This window comes from Brevundimonas sp. A19_0 (genome assembly GCF_017744255.1).
Lineage (GTDB): Bacteria > Pseudomonadota > Alphaproteobacteria > Caulobacterales > Caulobacteraceae > Brevundimonas.
Map to the genome: position 1 here is coordinate 58,064 of NZ_JAGHQP010000004.1, position 14,926 is coordinate 72,989.

A 14,926-nucleotide genomic window follows, 5' to 3' on the forward strand; every position below is an offset into this window, starting at 1 on the left:
GGGACATGCAACTCTCCAAGGCCCCGGAGATCGAGCGGTTTCTGAAGTCTCCCGACCCGTCGGTGCGGGTCGCCCTGATCCACGGCCGGGACCGATCGGGCGTCGGCGAACGGGCCGAACGGCTGTGCAAGACCGTCACGCCGGATCTCAACGACCCCTTCAACGTCTCCCTGCTGACCGAAAGCGATGTCGAGGCCGATGACGGCCGGCTGGAAGACGCCCTGTCCGCCCTGTCGATGATGGGGGGGCGCCGTCTGGTGCGCCTGAGGCTGGGCGGCGAACGGGTGCCGCAGGAAAAGGCGCTGGCGGCATTGGTCAAGGCCCACACCGACGGCCAGTTCAATCCCGACGCCGTCTGGGTAATCGAGGCGGGCAATCTGGGCCGCGACTCGGCCCTGCGTCGCGCCGCCGAGGGCCAGGCCGGGGCCGTGGGCATCGTCTGCTATGAGGACGAGACGGGCGACGTCGCGCGGATGACGCGCGAAGCCCTGCAGGCGGACAATGTCAGCCTGACGCGTGAGGCGCTGGATCATTTCGTGTCGCGCCTGCCGCGCGAGCGCGGCCTGATGCGACAGGAGCTGGAGCGGCTGATCCTCTATATCGGGCCGGGCTCGGGTCGGCAGATCGATGAGGCGGAGCTGGAGGCCCATCTGGGGGTCGAGCCCCAGGCTTCGTTCCAGGATGCGGCCCAGCAGGCCTTTGGCGGCAAGGCCGCGGCCTGTCAGGGCGCGCTGCGCCGCGCCTTTGCCGAAGGCGAGGCCGCCGTGGCCGCCGTGCGCGCCGCAGGCCAGCATCTGGGCCGCCTGCGCCGGATCTCGGCGGCGATCGCCGGAGGTCAGGGTGCACGAGAGGCCGCCAAGTCCGCTGGTGTCTTCTGGAAACAGGAGGCCGAGATTCTGCGTCAGGTGAAGGTCTGGTCGCAGCGGGACCTTCAGGACGTGACCGAGGCCGTGGCACTGGCCGAGGTGCGGACCAAGACGACCGCACTGCCGGACCGGCTGATCACCGAGCGGCTGTTTCTGGAGATCGCCGCCCGGGCCCGCAGACTGGGCCTCTAGGCATAGATTGCTATTTATTTCAGCGCCTTAGCCGCGTTTCGAGGCCTTGCGGAAGGCGGGCTTGTTGGCCGCCGCGTTCTGGCGGGCGACCCGCTTTTCCTCATGCTGTCCCGGCTTGAAGCCACCGGACGTGGTTGCGCCCGGTCCTCCAGCCTTTTTGGCGGCCAGAGCCCGCTTCATGGCTTCCGCAGTCAGATTCGAAGGGGTCGGAGCGTCAGGGGTGTCGGTCATGGCACCACCCTGGCACCGCCCGGCGATCAGGACCGCATCAAACGGCGGCAGAGCTCGTCCAGCTGTTCGAGGCTGGCATAGCGGATCGTCAGCTCGCCCTTGCCGTTGCGGTCGACCAGATCGACCTTCATGCCGAGCGCATCGGCCAGATCCTGTTGCAGGGCCTCGATATCGGCCGAGCTGTCGGACCCGCCGCCACCGGCGCGGCTGGCACTGCGTTCCGGACGCGGTCCCTCATTGCTCTGACGGGCGAGGATTTCGGTCTGGCGGACGTTCAGCCCCTTGGCCAGGACCTCTTCGGCCAGCGACACCGGGTTGGCGGCGGTGATCAGGGCGCGCGCATGGCCGGCGGTCAGGCGACCGGCCATCACATGGTCCTGCACCGCGGCCGGCAGCTGCATCAGGCGCAGGGTGTTGGCCACATGGCTGCGGCTCTTGCCGACCACGCCGGCCACGGCGTCCTGGGTGCGACCGAAACGCTCCATCAGCAGGGCATAGGCGCTGGCCTCTTCCATCGGATTGAGGTCGGCGCGCTGGACGTTCTCGATGATGGCGACCTCGAGCACCTCGACATCGTCCATGCTGCGCTCGATGACCGGGACCTCGGTCAGGCGCGCCGCCTGGGCCGCCCGCCAGCGGCGCTCGCCGGCGATGATCTGCCAGCGGTCGGTCTCGCCCGGCCAGGGGCGCACCAGAATGGGCTGAAGCAGGCCGTGGTCGCGGATCGAGGTGGTCAGCTCCTCAAGGTCCTGCGGCGTGAATTGTTTCCGGGGCTGGTCGGGATTGGGGCTGAGCATCTCGACCGGCAGCAGGCGTACGCCCGCCGGCGCCCCCTCGCCCGACACCGACACGGGTTCGGCCACCGTCTCGCCCAGCAGGGCCGACAGACCGCGCCCCAGACCTCTTTGACGTTCAGACACTCTATTTGTTCTTTCTTATCAGTGACTTAGGCGGCAGCCAAACGGCGCGACCGCTCCCGCTTCACGACCTCGCGCGCCAGCTTGAGATAGGCTTGGCTGCCGGCGCATTTCAGATCGTAGATCAGGGCAGGCTTGCCATAGGACGGCGCCTCGGACACCCGTACGTTCCGGGGAATGACAGCGTCATAGACCTTGTCGCCGAAGTGGGCGCGCACATCGTTCGCGACCTGACCCGACAGAGCGTTCCGCCGATCGTACATGGTCAGGACCAGGCCCTGGATTTCCAGCCGGGGATTGAGGTTGTGGCGGACCATTTCGATGGTCTTCATCAGCTGGCTCAGGCCCTCCAGCGCGAAGAATTCGCACTGCAACGGCACGAGCACGGCATCCGCGGCCGCCATGGCGTTCAGGGTCAGCAGGTTCAGCGACGGCGGGCAGTCGATGAGGACATAGTCATACCGGGTCTGACCGCTGCGGGCGTGTGCCGACAGGGCGTCGCGCAGGCGGAAAGAGCGGCGATCGGCCTGGCTCAGCTCGATCTCCACGCCGGACATGTCCGGGTCGGCCGGAATGATGTGCAGGCCGGGTACGGCCGTCTCGACCGCAGCCTCAGCCACGGCCCTACCGTCGGTCACGACGTCATAGATGGTCACCCTGCGCGTTTCACGTGAAACACCCAAGCCGGTGGAGGCATTGCCCTGCGGGTCCATGTCGACGATCAGCACGGACTCACCGATGGCGGCCAGCGCCGTGCCGAGGTTGATGGCGGTCGTGGTCTTGCCCACACCGCCCTTCTGGTTGGATACCGCGAGGACGCGCGGCCCGGGTTTGGTCTCAGAGAGGACGGACACGGCGGAGGCTCCCGATGCGGACGATACGGCCCCGCGCGTCACTCAGCGAGGGCTTCAGCTCAGCGTCGAATTTCCAGGATTTACGGGCCTGGCGCAACTCCTCCTCGGCCCGTTCCCCCTTGAGAAACACCGCTTGTGCACCCCTATCCATATAGGGCTGTGCATAACCGAGCAGGCGCTCAAGCGGGGCGACCGCGCGGGCCGTGACCCGCTCCACGGTGACCGACTGTTCTTCGGCCCGCCCATGGATAACGGTTGCGGGGAGATTCAGCTCCGTGACGAGGGCCGACAGGAAACGACAGCGTTTGCCCAAACTGTCGATCAGCCAGATATGCGCGTCCGGCTGGTCCTTCAACAGTATGGCCAGGATCACACCGGGAAAGCCGGCGCCTGCCCCCAGATCGGCCCAGGTCCGCGCCCCGGATTCCAGCTCGAGGAGCTGGGCACTGTCCCAGGCATGCCGCGACCAGAAGTCCGGGAGGGTGTCCGGTCCGACCAGATTCATGACCTGGTTGGTCTCGGTCAGGCGGTCGAGGAACAGGCGCAGGTCGTCCATACGCGCGTCGGTGGCCCCGGTGCGGGCCTGAAACGCCTCGGCCGTACTGACAGTCACGCGGCCACCCGGCCTTTTTTCACATGGGCGAGCAGGGCGGTCAGCGCGCCGGGCGTCATCCCCTCAATGCGAGAGGCCTGACCGAGAGTCAGGGGGCGAATGCGGGCCAACTTCTCGCGCACCTCGGACGACAGGCCGCCGAGCGCAGCATAGTCCAGATCGGCGGGCAGGCTGAGCCCTTCCTCGCGCTGCAGGGCCTGGGCGTCGGCGGACTGGCGATCCAGATAGCCGGCATAGGTGGCTTCAATGGCCAGCTGCTCGCGGACGGCCGGGCTCCAGTCGTCGAGGCCCGGATGGACCGGGCGGAACTGATCAAGGGTGACGCCCGGATAGGCCAGAAGGTCCCTCACCGACCGACGCTGCCCGTCGGCATTGACCCGTACGCCGAGCTTGTTCGCCTCGCCCGGCGTAAAGCGGGTCTGCGTTGCCCAGGTCAGGGCCTCGTCGAGCTGGCGTTGCTTGGCCTCGTGGGCCCGGCGGCGCTCGGCTCCGGCCAGGCCCAGCTCAATGGCCAGAGGCGTCAGGCGACGGTCCGCATTGTCGGCCCGCAGGCTCAGGCGATACTCGGCGCGGCTGGTGAACATGCGGTAGGGCTCGGTCACACCCCGTGTGACCAGATCGTCGATCATCACCCCGATATAGGCCTGATCGCGGCGCAGGATCACAGCGTCCTGCCCGCCAGCCGCGCGGGCGGCGTTCAGACCGGCCATCAAACCCTGGGCCGCCGCCTCCTCATAGCCGGTCGTGCCGTTGATCTGGCCGGCGAGATAGAGGCCCGGTCGCGCCTTGACCTCCAGCGTAGGCAGCAACTCGCGCGGATCGACATAGTCGTATTCGATCGCATAGCCGTAGCGCATGACTTGGACCACCTCGAGGCCCGGAATGGTGCGCAGGAAGGCATCCTGGGTCGCGTCCGAGACCGAGGTGGAAATGCCGTTCGGATAGACGGTCGGATCGTCCAGGCCCTCGGGCTCGAGGAAGATCTGGTGGCTGGTCTTGTCGGCGAACCGGACGACCTTGTCCTCGATAGAAGGGCAGTAGCGCGGACCCCGGCCGGACAGGTGCCCCCCATAGACAGCGCTCTCGCCCAGATTCTCGGCGATGATCCGGTGAGTCTCTTCGGTCGTATGGGTGATGCCGCAGGCGATCTGGGGCACGGCGATCCGGTCAGTCAGGAAGCTGAAGGGCACAGGCTCGGCGTCGGCCTGCTGCATCTCCAGCCGGTCCCAGGCAATGGTGCGGCCGTCCAGACGCGCGGGCGTGCCGGTCTTCAGTCGACCGAGGGCGAGGCCGGCAGCATGCAGGTCTGCGGCCAGCCCGGTCGAGGGCGCCTCCCCATGGCGCCCGGCGGGAATGCGCTGATCGCCCCGGTGGATGACGCCGTTGAGGAAGGTGCCGGTCGTCAGGACCACGGCCGCGGCGCCGAGGGTCTCGCCCGCCTCGGTCTCGATCCCGATCACGCGCTTGCCCTCCATGAGCAGGCGGTGGGCCGTGCCGGCCATACGTTCGAGATTGGTGGTGGCGGCGAGTTCCGCCTGCATGGCCTCGCGGTACAGGCGGCGATCAATCTGCGAGCGGGGTCCCTGAACCGCGGCCCCCTTGGACCGGTTCAGCATGCGGAACTGGATACCGGAGACATCGGCGAGGCGGCCCATGATGCCGTCAAGGGCGTCGATCTCTCGGACAAGATGGCCCTTGCCCAGACCGCCGATGGCCGGGTTGCAGCTCATCTCGCCAATTGTGTCGAGCCGCTGGGTCAGGAGCAGGGTCCGGGCGCCCGCGCGCGCGGCTGCCGCCGCGGCCTCGCAGCCCGCGTGCCCTCCCCCGATGACGATGACGTCAAAACGCTTCATGGGCTGCCACATAGGCCAAAACCGGCCCCTTCGCCACCACAGGCCCGCATTGTTTCACGTGAAACTATTTGCCGATGCAGAAGGTGGAGAAGACCTCGCCCAGGACATCTTCGACGCCGATCTCGCCTGTGATGCGGGCCAGGGCGTCGGCGGCGCGCCGAAGATCTTCCCCGGCGAGCTCGGGCGCAGAGGACAGGCGCCCCTGCGCCGCATGCACGGAGGCCAGTACGTCCTGAAGCCGCCTGCGGTGCCGGGCCCGCGTCAGGGCCGGGAAATCGCCGCCACTCAGATCGCTGGCCAGGCGCTCCGCCAACCAGCCATCGAGCTGATCCATGCCCTTCCCATCCGTGGGCGAGACGACAAGCGACTGGATGTCCACCCCGCCTTCCGGCCAGTCGGTGCGGCCGAGATCGGCCTTGGTGCACACCCGGAGGTCGCCGGACCGCACCAGGTCGAGAGCGGGCCCGTCGACCGGATCGCCCGGCGCGACCACCCAGAGACGCAGGTCGGCAGCCTCGGCCCGGGCCCGGGCGCGGCGCACGCCTTCGGCCTCGACCGGGTCGTCGCTCTCGCGGAGCCCCGCCGTATCCGAGAGCGTCACAGCATAGCCGCCGAGGGTCAGGGTTGCATCCAGCACGTCGCGCGTGGTGCCGGGGATCGGCGTCACGATTGCGGCTTCCCTTGAAACGAGAGCGTTGAACAGCGAGGACTTCCCGGCGTTTGTCTCGCCGATCAGGACGATCCGGTAGCCGTCGCGGATCCGTTCGCCGCGCTGACCATCGGCCAGGGCCGCCTCCAGATCGCCCTCCAGGGCGGACAACACCGGCGCCGCACGTTGAGCCAAGGCATCAGGGACGTCCTCATCGGGAAAGTCGATCTCGGCTTCGACGAGGGCGAGAGCCGTCAGCAGGTCCCGCCGGAAGCCCGCATAGACACCCGCCAGCGCCCCGCCCAGCTGACCGAGCGCCTGCGCCGTCTGTTCGCTGGTTTCGGCGTCGATCAGGTCGGCGACGGCCTCGGCCTGGGTCAGGTCCAGCTTGCCGTTCTCAAAGGCCCGACGCGTGAACTCCCCCGGCTCGGCCGGCCGCACGCCCAAGCCAGCGAGGGCGTCGCTGACCCCCTCAACCACCGCCCGTCCTCCGTGGAGGTGCAGTTCGACGCAGTCCTCGCCGGTGTAGCTGTTCGGGGCCTTGAACCGCAGCACGAGCGCCTGGTCCAGCTTTCGGCCCTCGTATTGAAGATTCCGCACCATGGCCTTGCGGACCGGGGGACAACCCGCAACGAGGTCGGCGAGCACGCGGTCACAGTCGGGCCCGGACAGGCGGATGACAGCCACCGCCCCCCGGCCCGGCGGTGTCGCCAGAGCAAAGACGGTGTCCGTCACCGCACGCTCACTTGGTCGCGGCTTCCATCATGCGACGGAACTGCTCCTGGGCCTGCAGGCCGAAGCCGGTCCAGGTCTTCATCAGCTCTTCCGGCTGCATAGCCGCCATATTGTCCGACATGCGCTTTTGCATCTCCGAGACCATGGCCTCGTTCAGCGGCGTCACATCGGGCAGACCCATGAAAGCGCGCGCCTCGGCGGGGGTACAGTCGATCTCGATATTGACCTTCATGAAGTCTCCTTCGTCCTGCCGCTCGGTTCGCGGAACCTCGCTGCATGAGGACGTTTCACGTGAAACACGCCCTCAAGTAGCCTCGCACCGCGTGCGAGGCGATAGGGCCAGATTAGGTGTTCATCGACTGGAAGAAGTCCGAGTTGTTCTTGGACTGGCGCAGCTTGTCGAGCAGGAATTCGATCGCGTCCTGCGGGCCCATCGGATTGAGGATGCGGCGCAGGACATAGGTCTTGGCCAGCTGATCCTTCGGCGTGATGAGATCTTCCTTGCGGGTGCCGGACTTGAGCACGTCGATCGCCGGGAAGATACGCTTGTCGGCGACCTTTCGGTCCAGGACGATTTCGGAGTTCCCGGTGCCCTTGAACTCTTCGAAGATCACCTCGTCCATCCGGCTTCCGGTATCGATCAGGGCGGTGGCGATGATGGTCAGCGAGCCCCCCTGCTCCACATTCCGGGCCGCGCCGAAGAAGCGCTTGGGCCGCTGCAGGGCGTTGGCGTCGACACCGCCGGTCAGCACCTTGCCGGACGACGGGACGGTCGCATTGTAGGCGCGGCCAAGACGAGTGATGGAGTCGAGCAGGATCACGACATCCTTCTTGTGCTCGACCAGCCGCTTGGCCTTTTCGATCACCATTTCGGCGACGGCCACGTGGCGGCTTGCGGGCTCGTCGAAGGTCGAGGCGACGACCTCGCCCTTCACCGTCCGCTGCATGTCGGTCACTTCTTCCGGCCGCTCATCGATCAGCAGCACGATCAGGAAGACCTCGGGGTGGTTGGCCTCGATCGACTTGGCGATGTTCTGCAGCATGACCGTCTTGCCGACCCGGGGCGGGGCCACGATCAGGCAGCGCTGGCCCTTCCCGAGCGGGGCGACGATGTCGATCACACGGCCCGAGCGATCCTTGAGCGTCGGATCCTGGATTTCCATGTGAAGCCGCTCTTCCGGATAGAGCGGCGTCAGGTTGTCGAACAGGACCTTGGTCTTGACCGTCTCCGGGTCTTCCAGATTGATCGTGTCGACCTTGAGCAGGGCGAAATAGCGCTCACCTTCGCGGGGACCGCGGACGGCCCCGTGGATGGTGTCACCCGACCGCAGGCCAAAGCGGCGGATCTGCGAGGGCGAGACATAGATGTCGTCCGGACCGGGCAGGTAGTTGGCGTCGGGGCTGCGCAGGAAACCGAAACCGTCGGGCAGGATCTCGAGGACCCCGTCAGCGATGATCTCGACCTCTTCCTCGGCCAGGGCTTTGAGGATGGCGAACAGCAGGTCCTGTTTGCGCAGGTTGGAGGCGTTCTCGACCTCGAGCTGTTCGGCGAAGGCGACCAGATCGGCCGGCGTCTTCTCGTTCAGCTCGGCGAGGGTGATGCGGCCCGAGGGGACGATTGACTCGCCGTCGTCCTCATCCTCGTCGGACGCATCAACCTCGGTGGCCGGCGTCTCGGCATGCGCGTCCTCTGCGGGCAGGACGTCGGTCTCAGGCGATTCAGGGGTCTCGGAGGTGTCGCTCATGGGAACTCACACAGGCGCTGCCTCCCGCAGGACCACCCCGCAGAAGAAAAACGCCAATAGTTTCAAGGCCTTACGGCCATAAGGAAGGCTCCGCCATCTGCAGGGTCGCTCACGCGACGGGGACTGGGCAAATGGGGAGAGGAGACGGGCACCGCCGGTGGGGCGGCTCAAGATCACGGAAACCACGCCGCCCGCTCCGGGTCAAGCCCGGGCCAAGTTCCGGGGGGCGGGGCGCCTAGCGCGTCCCCCACTCCAGCGTCACGGACAGCACCATGACGACGGCGATGACGAAGGGCACTTCATTGGTCATGCGCCAGAAGCGCCCGGTGCGGACCGAGGTACCGGCCTGGATGCGGCGGAACTCGGCCGATAGATAGCCGTGCCAGCCACTGAGCGCGAAGACGCCGGCGATCTTGGCCAGCATCCACGACTGATGGGCGAAGCTCCAGTCCGCGCCCTCGCCGCTGCGCAGCCAGAACAGCCAGAGGCCAAAGGCCCAGGCGGCGATCATGGCCGGGTTGAGGATGATCTTCAGCAACCGCCTCTGCCAGACCCGCAGCAGGCCCCGCATCTCCGAGCGGAGCGGCTCGGGTTTGCCCGCCTGTTCGGCGTCATAGGCATAGAGCCGCGGCAGGAACAGCAGGCCGGCCATCCAGGCGATCACGGCGAGGATGTGCAGGCCCCGCGCCAGATCATAGGCGTTCATGCGGCAGCTCCCTCGACGGCTCGCCCTCGGCAGGGACAGGCTTTCCAGTTCGACTGACACCCCGGGCCGTAGGGCGCCGTGCCCGTTCGATCCAGAGCCTCGATCACACCTTCGGCGAGCCCCGTGATGAAGGCCGGGGCGACGCTGACGGTCGGCACCCGGATATAGGGCTGGATGCCGGTCTCATGGGCCAGTTCGGCATACTCAATGTCCAGCTCGACCAGGGTCTCGATATGCTCCGAGACGAAGGCGATCGGGACGAGGACGACGCCGACGCCGTCTTTCGCCGCCTGCTCCAGCGCCTCGGGCGTCGACGGGCCCAGCCACTTCATCGGCCCGACGCGGCTCTGGTAGCACAGGCTCCAGTCGCCGAGGCCCAGACGCTCGGCGATGACGCGGCACCCGGCCTCGACCTGCTCGGCATAGGGATCGCCCTTTTTCGTGACGAGCGATTCGGGGATGCCGTGGGCCGAGAACAGCACCCGGACCGGCGCCTCGCCCGCCTTCGCCAGTCCCTTGCGGATCAGATCGGACTGGGCCGCGACCCAGCCGCCGGCCTGCGGATAGCAGCAGATGGTGCGGCTGATACCGGGGCCGCGATAGGTCTCGTGCCACAGCTTCAGCGACGAGGCCGTGGTGGTGGTCGAAAACTGCGGATAGAGCGGCAAAAGCACGATCTCGTCCGGGGCAAAGACCTCAACCTCGGCGGCCACTTCGGCGGTCATCGGATGCCAGTAACGCATGCAGATGAAGGTGCGGATGTCATCGGCCGGCAGGCGGTCGGCGAGCGCCCCTTCCAGAGCCCCGGACTGGGCCCGCGTTTCGGGCAACAGCGGCGATCCCCCGCCCATAAAGGCATAGTTGGCCTGGGCGCTCTTTTCCCGGCGGCTGGAGATCAGCCGGGCGAGGGCCGTCCGGAACAGGCCCGGCAGGCCGATGATCGCCGGATCATTGAACAGGTTTAACAGAAAGGGCCTGACCGAGTCCGGCCCGTCCGGCCCGCCCAGATTGAACAGCACGACGGCGATACGCCGCCCCTGACCCGTCGCCGACCCCATCACTGCGCCCCGATCCGCTTCAGCACCTGCTCCACATGGGCGATCGGCACATCCGGCAGGATTCCGTGGCCAAGGTTGAAGATCCACGGCCCCTGCCCCCAGGCCTCCATCAGCTGGTCCACCCGTCGGTCGAGGGCCGGACCGCCGGCGCGCAACAGCAGGGGATCCAGCGCCCCCTGGATCGGCTTGATCGCCTGCACCCGGTGACCGACCTCGAGCGGGCAGGCCGTATCGAGGGCGACCGCCTGCACATCGCATTCCCGCGCATAGCGTTCGGCGAGGGCGGCAGAGCCCCTCGGAAAGCCGATCAGGGGCACGGTCACGCCCAGTTCCCGGACCCGCGCCACCAGCTTCTGGTGCGGCGCGAGCACCAGGGTCTCGAACAGATCGTCCGGCAGGCCCTCGGCCCAGCTCTCGAAGATCTTGAGCACCTGGGCGCCGGCATCGGCCTGCATCTTCAGATAGTGGGCCGTCGACTCCACCAATATATCCAGAACGGCTGAAACCGTCTCCGGGTCCCGGTAATAGAAGCTGCGGGCCTGGGCGCGTTCCCCCTTGCCGATCGAGCGGCTCTCGCCGTCCAGCATATAGGTGGCAACCGTCCAGGGCGCGCCGGCAAAGCCGATCAGGGTCCGCTCGGGGTCCAGGGCGGAGCGAACCCGCGACAGGGTCTCGCCGACTGACGACAGGGCCTCGCCCGCCCCCGCTGCCAGGTCGCGCATGGCGGCCGGATCCGGAAGCGCGCCGAGCCTGGGCCCCTCGCCCGCCTCGAACCAGACCTTCTGGCCCAGGGCACGCGGGATCAACAGGATGTCGGCAAACACAATGGCCGCATCGAAACCGAAGCGGCGCATAGGCTGCAGCGTGGCCTCGGCGGCCTTCTCCGGATCAAGACAGAATTCGATGAAGCCGGGCGTCGTAGCCCTCAACTCGCGATATTCGGGCAGGTAGCGACCCGCCTGTCGCATGAACCAGACCGGAGGGCGGTCGGTGACCTCGCCCCTCAGGGCCTTGAGCAAGCGCGTATCCGTCATGGAGCGGCTTTAGGCCGGGAAGCGCCCGACCTCAAGCGGACGAAATGCCCCGCTTCTCTTCTCTTCTTCTCATTCAGGAATCCTGAAAGTGAAGATAGCAGATAGGGCCGGGGACGACGGGGATAGTTCGACCGTGAAAGCGCGGGCGGGCGGGCCTTCCCACAGGAGGTGGCGCGGGATGAGGGGCCCCTGTGCAGACCCTGTAGAAACCGGGGATAATCCTTAACCAATCCTTAACGGGCGGGCCTTCGGCGAGGGGCGCGTGCCGGGGACCGTCTGCGCCCGGATTAAGATCTCATTAACCTTTCCCCAGAGGACTTTGGCGCGTCCGGCGACCGGGGGACATCCGGCCGGGAATCCGGTCCGGTCCTGCACACCCGTCCCCTGTCCTCCGGGCCAAGCCGCAGGCGATGCCCGTTTGCTCCCGGCCCCGACCGGTTGTTCCCCTCTGCGGTGCAGGACTCCATCCACAGGAATCCCGGATTCGCTCCGCAGGAGACTTTCCGGCCGAACAGGTTTGACGCTCGCGCCGCTTCGGACGATGACAGGCCATGACCCCGACGCGCTCAGGCTCCGGCCGGCTGGCCACCTATTTCCACGTCCACCTGGTCTCGGACTCGACCGGCGAGACCCTCAACGCCATGGCCAAGGCGGTCACGGCCCGCTTCGATGGCGTGATCCCGATCGAGCACATCTATGCCCTGGTCCGCTCCCCCAAGCAGATGGAACGGGTGCTGGAAGAGGTCTCGGCCAAGCCCGGCGTGGTCCTGCACACCCTGGTCGACAAGGGGCTGCGCCTCCAGCTTGAGGAAGGGTGTCGGGCACTGGACATGCCGCAGATCGGCGCGCTGGATCCGCTGGTCGGTGCCCTGTCGCACTATCTGGGGGCAGCCCTGTCGACCCGGGTCGGGGCCCAGCACGCCCTCGACACGGACTATTTCAACCGCATCGGGGCCCTCGACTTTGCCATGGCCCATGACGACGGCCAGGGCACGACGGACCAGCTGGAGGCTGCCGATGTCGTCCTGTGCGGAGTCAGCCGGACGTCCAAGACGCCGACCTGCATCTATCTGGCGCACCGCGGCATCCGCGCCGCCAATGTGCCCCTCGTCCCCGGCCAGGAGGACGGCGAGCGCCTGACCCGGCTGAAAGGCCCGCTGGTGGTGGGGCTGACGGTCTCCGCAGACCGGCTGGTGCAGATCCGCCGGAACCGGCTGGACGGCCTGAATGCGGGGCGCAGTTCGGCCTACATCGACCATGACGCCGTGCGGGACGAGACGATCAAGGCCAGACGCGCCTTCGAACGGCGGGGCTGGCCGGTCATCGATGTGACCCGTCGCTCGGTCGAGGAAACCGCGGCGGCCATCGTCAATCTTCTGAGCGAGCGTCGCTCGGGCAAGGCGGGCCTGACCCCGGGGATGCCCGGATGAGCCAGGGATTCCAGCGCCAGCCCCTGATCCTCGCCTCGGCCAGCGCGGCCCGGCGGGCCCTGATGGCCGGGGTCGGCCTGACGGTCGAACTCCATCCCGCCGATCTCGACGAAGAAGCGATCCGGCAGGCCCATGCCGATCTGTCGCCGGCCCGACAGGCTGTACAGCTGGCCGAGGCCAAGGCCCGCGCGGTCAGTGAGGTCCATCCCGGCGTGCTGGTCCTGGGCGGTGATCAGATCCTGGAGGACGACGGGGCTGTGGTGTCGAAGGCCGACGATCTGGCCGCCGTGGCCGATCGCCTGCGCGGATTCCGGGGGCGGAGCCACCACCTGCATTCCGGCGCGGCCTTGGCCCGGGACGGGCAGATCGTCTGGAGCGCCGTCGACACGGCCGCGCTTACGGTGCGCGACTTCTCCGACGCCTGGCTGGAGACCTATCTAGCGGCCGAGGGTCCGGCGCTGACCTCTGTGGTCGGGGGCTATCGCCTTGAAGGGCCGGGCGCCCAGTTGTTCCGCCGGATCCAGGGCGACTATTTCACCATTCTCGGCCTGCCCCTGTGGGCCGTGCTGGACGCCCTGCGGGATCAGGGCGTGATCGACCGATGACGATCCGGGCCGGAGTGGCCGGCTGGCCGATCGCCCATTCGCTCAGCCCGGTGATTCACGGTGCCTGGCTGGAGGCGGCGGGCCTCGACGCCACCTATGACCGCCATGGACCGCAGGACGAGGCCGCCTTTCGCGTGCTGGTCGGGCGCATCCGGGCGGGTGAACTCGTCGGGCTGAACGTCACCGCCCCCTGGAAGGAAGTCGCCCTGTCGCTCGCCGACGCGGTCAGCGAGACGGCGCGGGCCTGTGGATCAGCCAATCTGCTCTGGCTGGACGACGGGGTGCTCCGGGCGGACAGCACCGACGGCCGGGGCCTGATGGCGGCCCTTCAGGAGCAGGCGCCGGGACTGGACGCCGCCGGCAAGGTCGCTGTGGTGCTGGGGGCCGGGGGGGCTTCTCGCGCGGCGGTCCACGCCCTCGGCCAGGCCTTTGCCGAGGTCCGCATCGTCAACCGCACCGCCGACCGGGCCGTCCGGCTGGTGACCGATCTTCAGCCGTACACCCCGGCAGCCCTGACCCATCAAGATCCCGACGAGGCGCTGGAGGGCGCGGCCCTGGTGGTCAACGCCCTGAGCGTGGCGCCCCGGATCGATGTCGCAGCCCTCGGTCCGGAGACCGTGCTGATGGACATGACCTATCGCCCCCTGAGAACGGCCTTTCTGGCGGAGGGGGGCGCACGGGGCCATGCGACCGCGGATGGGCTGGCCATGCTGATCGGTCAGGCACGCCCCTCGTTCGAGACCCTGTTCGGGCGGCCGGTACCCGATGTCGACGTCCGGGCCGCGGCGCTGGCGGCTCTGGAGGGGAACGGATGATCGTGCTGGTGCTGACCGGGTCAATCGGTATGGGCAAGAGCACCACGGCGCGCCTGTTCGCCGAGGCCGGGGCGGCTGTCTGGGATGCCGATGCGGCGGTCCATGCCCTCTATGCACGGGGGGGCGCCGCGGTCGGGCCGGTCGAGGCCGCATTCCCCGGCACGACGGTCGACGGCGCGGTCGACCGGACCCGGCTGGCGGCCAGTCTGCAAGACGATCCCGAAGCCTTTGCGCGGCTGGAGGCGATCGTCCATCCGCTGGTCCGCGCCGACCGCGAGGCCTTCATCGCCCGGGCCGAGGCCGACGCGCGGCCCGTGGTGGTCCTCGACATCCCCCTGTGGTTCGAAACCGGGGCAGACCGCACGGGGGTCACTGCGGTCGTGGTGGCGAGCGCACCGGCAGAGGAACAGCGGCGCCGGGTCCTGGCCCGGCCGGGCATGACCGAGGCGCGCTTCCAACAGATCCTCGCCCGTCAGACGCCCGATGCGGAAAAACGGGCCGGGGCCGATGTGGTCATCGACACCGGTCACGGCCTCGATCACGCCAGGAAGCAGGTTGAGCTGTTGATGGCCCGCTATACGGCGCCCGCTGCGGATTGAAGCCCGGGCCGAAGCGCGGCATCA

General features: G+C 68.0%; 16 protein-coding genes. 5 read left to right on the forward strand and 11 right to left on the reverse strand.

The window, feature by feature from the left end:
• Nucleotides 1-5: 5 nt before the first annotated feature.
• On the forward strand, nt 6-1,058 hold the full coding sequence (gene holA, locus J7346_RS05880) for a DNA polymerase III subunit delta (protein WP_209118724.1): 1,053 nt from the start codon (nt 6-8) through the stop codon (nt 1,056-1,058).
• A 27-nt stretch (nt 1,059-1,085) separates the two neighbouring features.
• Here holA and J7346_RS05885 read toward each other — a convergent pair whose 3' ends face one another.
• From J7346_RS05885 to hemE, 11 genes are all read right to left on the reverse strand, one after another.
• Nucleotides 1,086-1,289: a hypothetical protein gene (locus J7346_RS05885; protein ID WP_209118726.1), complete on the reverse strand. Its 204-nt coding sequence runs from the start codon at nt 1,287-1,289 to the stop codon at nt 1,086-1,088.
• 26 nt (nt 1,290-1,315) lie between these two features.
• Complete coding sequence (locus J7346_RS05890; RefSeq protein WP_209118728.1) at nt 1,316-2,209, reverse strand: ParB/RepB/Spo0J family partition protein; 894 nt, start codon at nt 2,207-2,209, stop codon at nt 1,316-1,318.
• A 26-nt stretch (nt 2,210-2,235) separates the two neighbouring features.
• Nucleotides 2,236-3,060 (reverse strand): ParA family protein, encoded by an 825-nt coding sequence (locus tag J7346_RS05895; RefSeq protein WP_209118729.1) that lies wholly within the window; start codon nt 3,058-3,060, stop codon nt 2,236-2,238.
• Nucleotides 3,044-3,616, reverse strand: a complete 573-nt coding sequence (gene rsmG / locus J7346_RS05900) for a 16S rRNA (guanine(527)-N(7))-methyltransferase RsmG (RefSeq protein WP_209119003.1) — start codon at nt 3,614-3,616, stop codon at nt 3,044-3,046. The genes J7346_RS05895 and rsmG overlap by 17 nt, the downstream gene beginning before the upstream one ends.
• Nucleotides 3,617-3,669: 53 nt before the next feature.
• Nucleotides 3,670-5,526 (reverse strand): tRNA uridine-5-carboxymethylaminomethyl(34) synthesis enzyme MnmG, encoded by a 1,857-nt coding sequence (mnmG, locus tag J7346_RS05905; RefSeq protein WP_245157682.1) that lies wholly within the window; start codon nt 5,524-5,526, stop codon nt 3,670-3,672.
• Nucleotides 5,527-5,590: 64 nt separating this feature from the next.
• Nucleotides 5,591-6,910 carry a tRNA uridine-5-carboxymethylaminomethyl(34) synthesis GTPase MnmE gene (gene mnmE / locus J7346_RS05910; protein ID WP_209118733.1) on the reverse strand — a complete coding sequence of 440 codons (1,320 nt, stop codon included), beginning with the start codon at nt 6,908-6,910 and terminating at the stop codon, nt 5,591-5,593.
• Between the two features lie 7 nt (nt 6,911-6,917).
• Nucleotides 6,918-7,142 (reverse strand): DUF6489 family protein, encoded by a 225-nt coding sequence (locus J7346_RS05915; RefSeq protein ID WP_209118735.1) that lies wholly within the window; start codon nt 7,140-7,142, stop codon nt 6,918-6,920.
• A gap of 112 nt (nt 7,143-7,254) precedes the next feature.
• Nucleotides 7,255-8,655, reverse strand: coding sequence for a transcription termination factor Rho (rho, locus tag J7346_RS05920; RefSeq protein WP_209118737.1), 1,401 nt, complete (start codon nt 8,653-8,655; stop codon nt 7,255-7,257).
• Between the two features lie 235 nt (nt 8,656-8,890).
• Nucleotides 8,891-9,361: a CopD family protein gene (locus J7346_RS05925; protein ID WP_209118739.1), complete on the reverse strand. Its 471-nt coding sequence runs from the start codon at nt 9,359-9,361 to the stop codon at nt 8,891-8,893.
• The gene (gene hemH, locus J7346_RS05930; protein ID WP_209118741.1) at nt 9,358-10,419 is read right to left on the reverse strand and encodes a ferrochelatase; all 1,062 of its coding nucleotides are present in this window, start codon (nt 10,417-10,419) and stop codon (nt 9,358-9,360) included. Before hemH ends, J7346_RS05925 begins: the two co-directional genes overlap by 4 nt.
• Nucleotides 10,419-11,453 carry a uroporphyrinogen decarboxylase gene (gene hemE, locus J7346_RS05935; protein WP_209118743.1) on the reverse strand — a complete coding sequence of 345 codons (1,035 nt, stop codon included), beginning with the start codon at nt 11,451-11,453 and terminating at the stop codon, nt 10,419-10,421. The genes hemH and hemE overlap by 1 nt, the downstream gene beginning before the upstream one ends.
• 551 nt (nt 11,454-12,004) lie before the next feature.
• On the opposite strand from hemE, the gene J7346_RS05940 reads away from it, so the two are divergent.
• The 4 genes from J7346_RS05940 to coaE are packed head-to-tail and all read left to right on the forward strand — an operon-like array spanning nt 12,005 to nt 14,902.
• Nucleotides 12,005-12,883 carry a pyruvate, water dikinase regulatory protein gene (locus J7346_RS05940; protein WP_209118745.1) on the forward strand — a complete coding sequence of 293 codons (879 nt, stop codon included), beginning with the start codon at nt 12,005-12,007 and terminating at the stop codon, nt 12,881-12,883.
• Nucleotides 12,880-13,488: a Maf family protein gene (locus J7346_RS05945; RefSeq protein WP_209118747.1), complete on the forward strand. Its 609-nt coding sequence runs from the start codon at nt 12,880-12,882 to the stop codon at nt 13,486-13,488. The genes J7346_RS05940 and J7346_RS05945 overlap by 4 nt, the downstream gene beginning before the upstream one ends.
• Nucleotides 13,485-14,303: a shikimate dehydrogenase gene (locus J7346_RS05950; protein ID WP_209118749.1), complete on the forward strand. Its 819-nt coding sequence runs from the start codon at nt 13,485-13,487 to the stop codon at nt 14,301-14,303. The genes J7346_RS05945 and J7346_RS05950 overlap by 4 nt, the downstream gene beginning before the upstream one ends.
• On the forward strand, nt 14,300-14,902 hold the full coding sequence (coaE, locus tag J7346_RS05955) for a dephospho-CoA kinase (RefSeq protein WP_209118751.1): 603 nt from the start codon (nt 14,300-14,302) through the stop codon (nt 14,900-14,902). Before J7346_RS05950 ends, coaE begins: the two co-directional genes overlap by 4 nt.
• Nucleotides 14,903-14,926 lie beyond the last annotated feature (24 nt).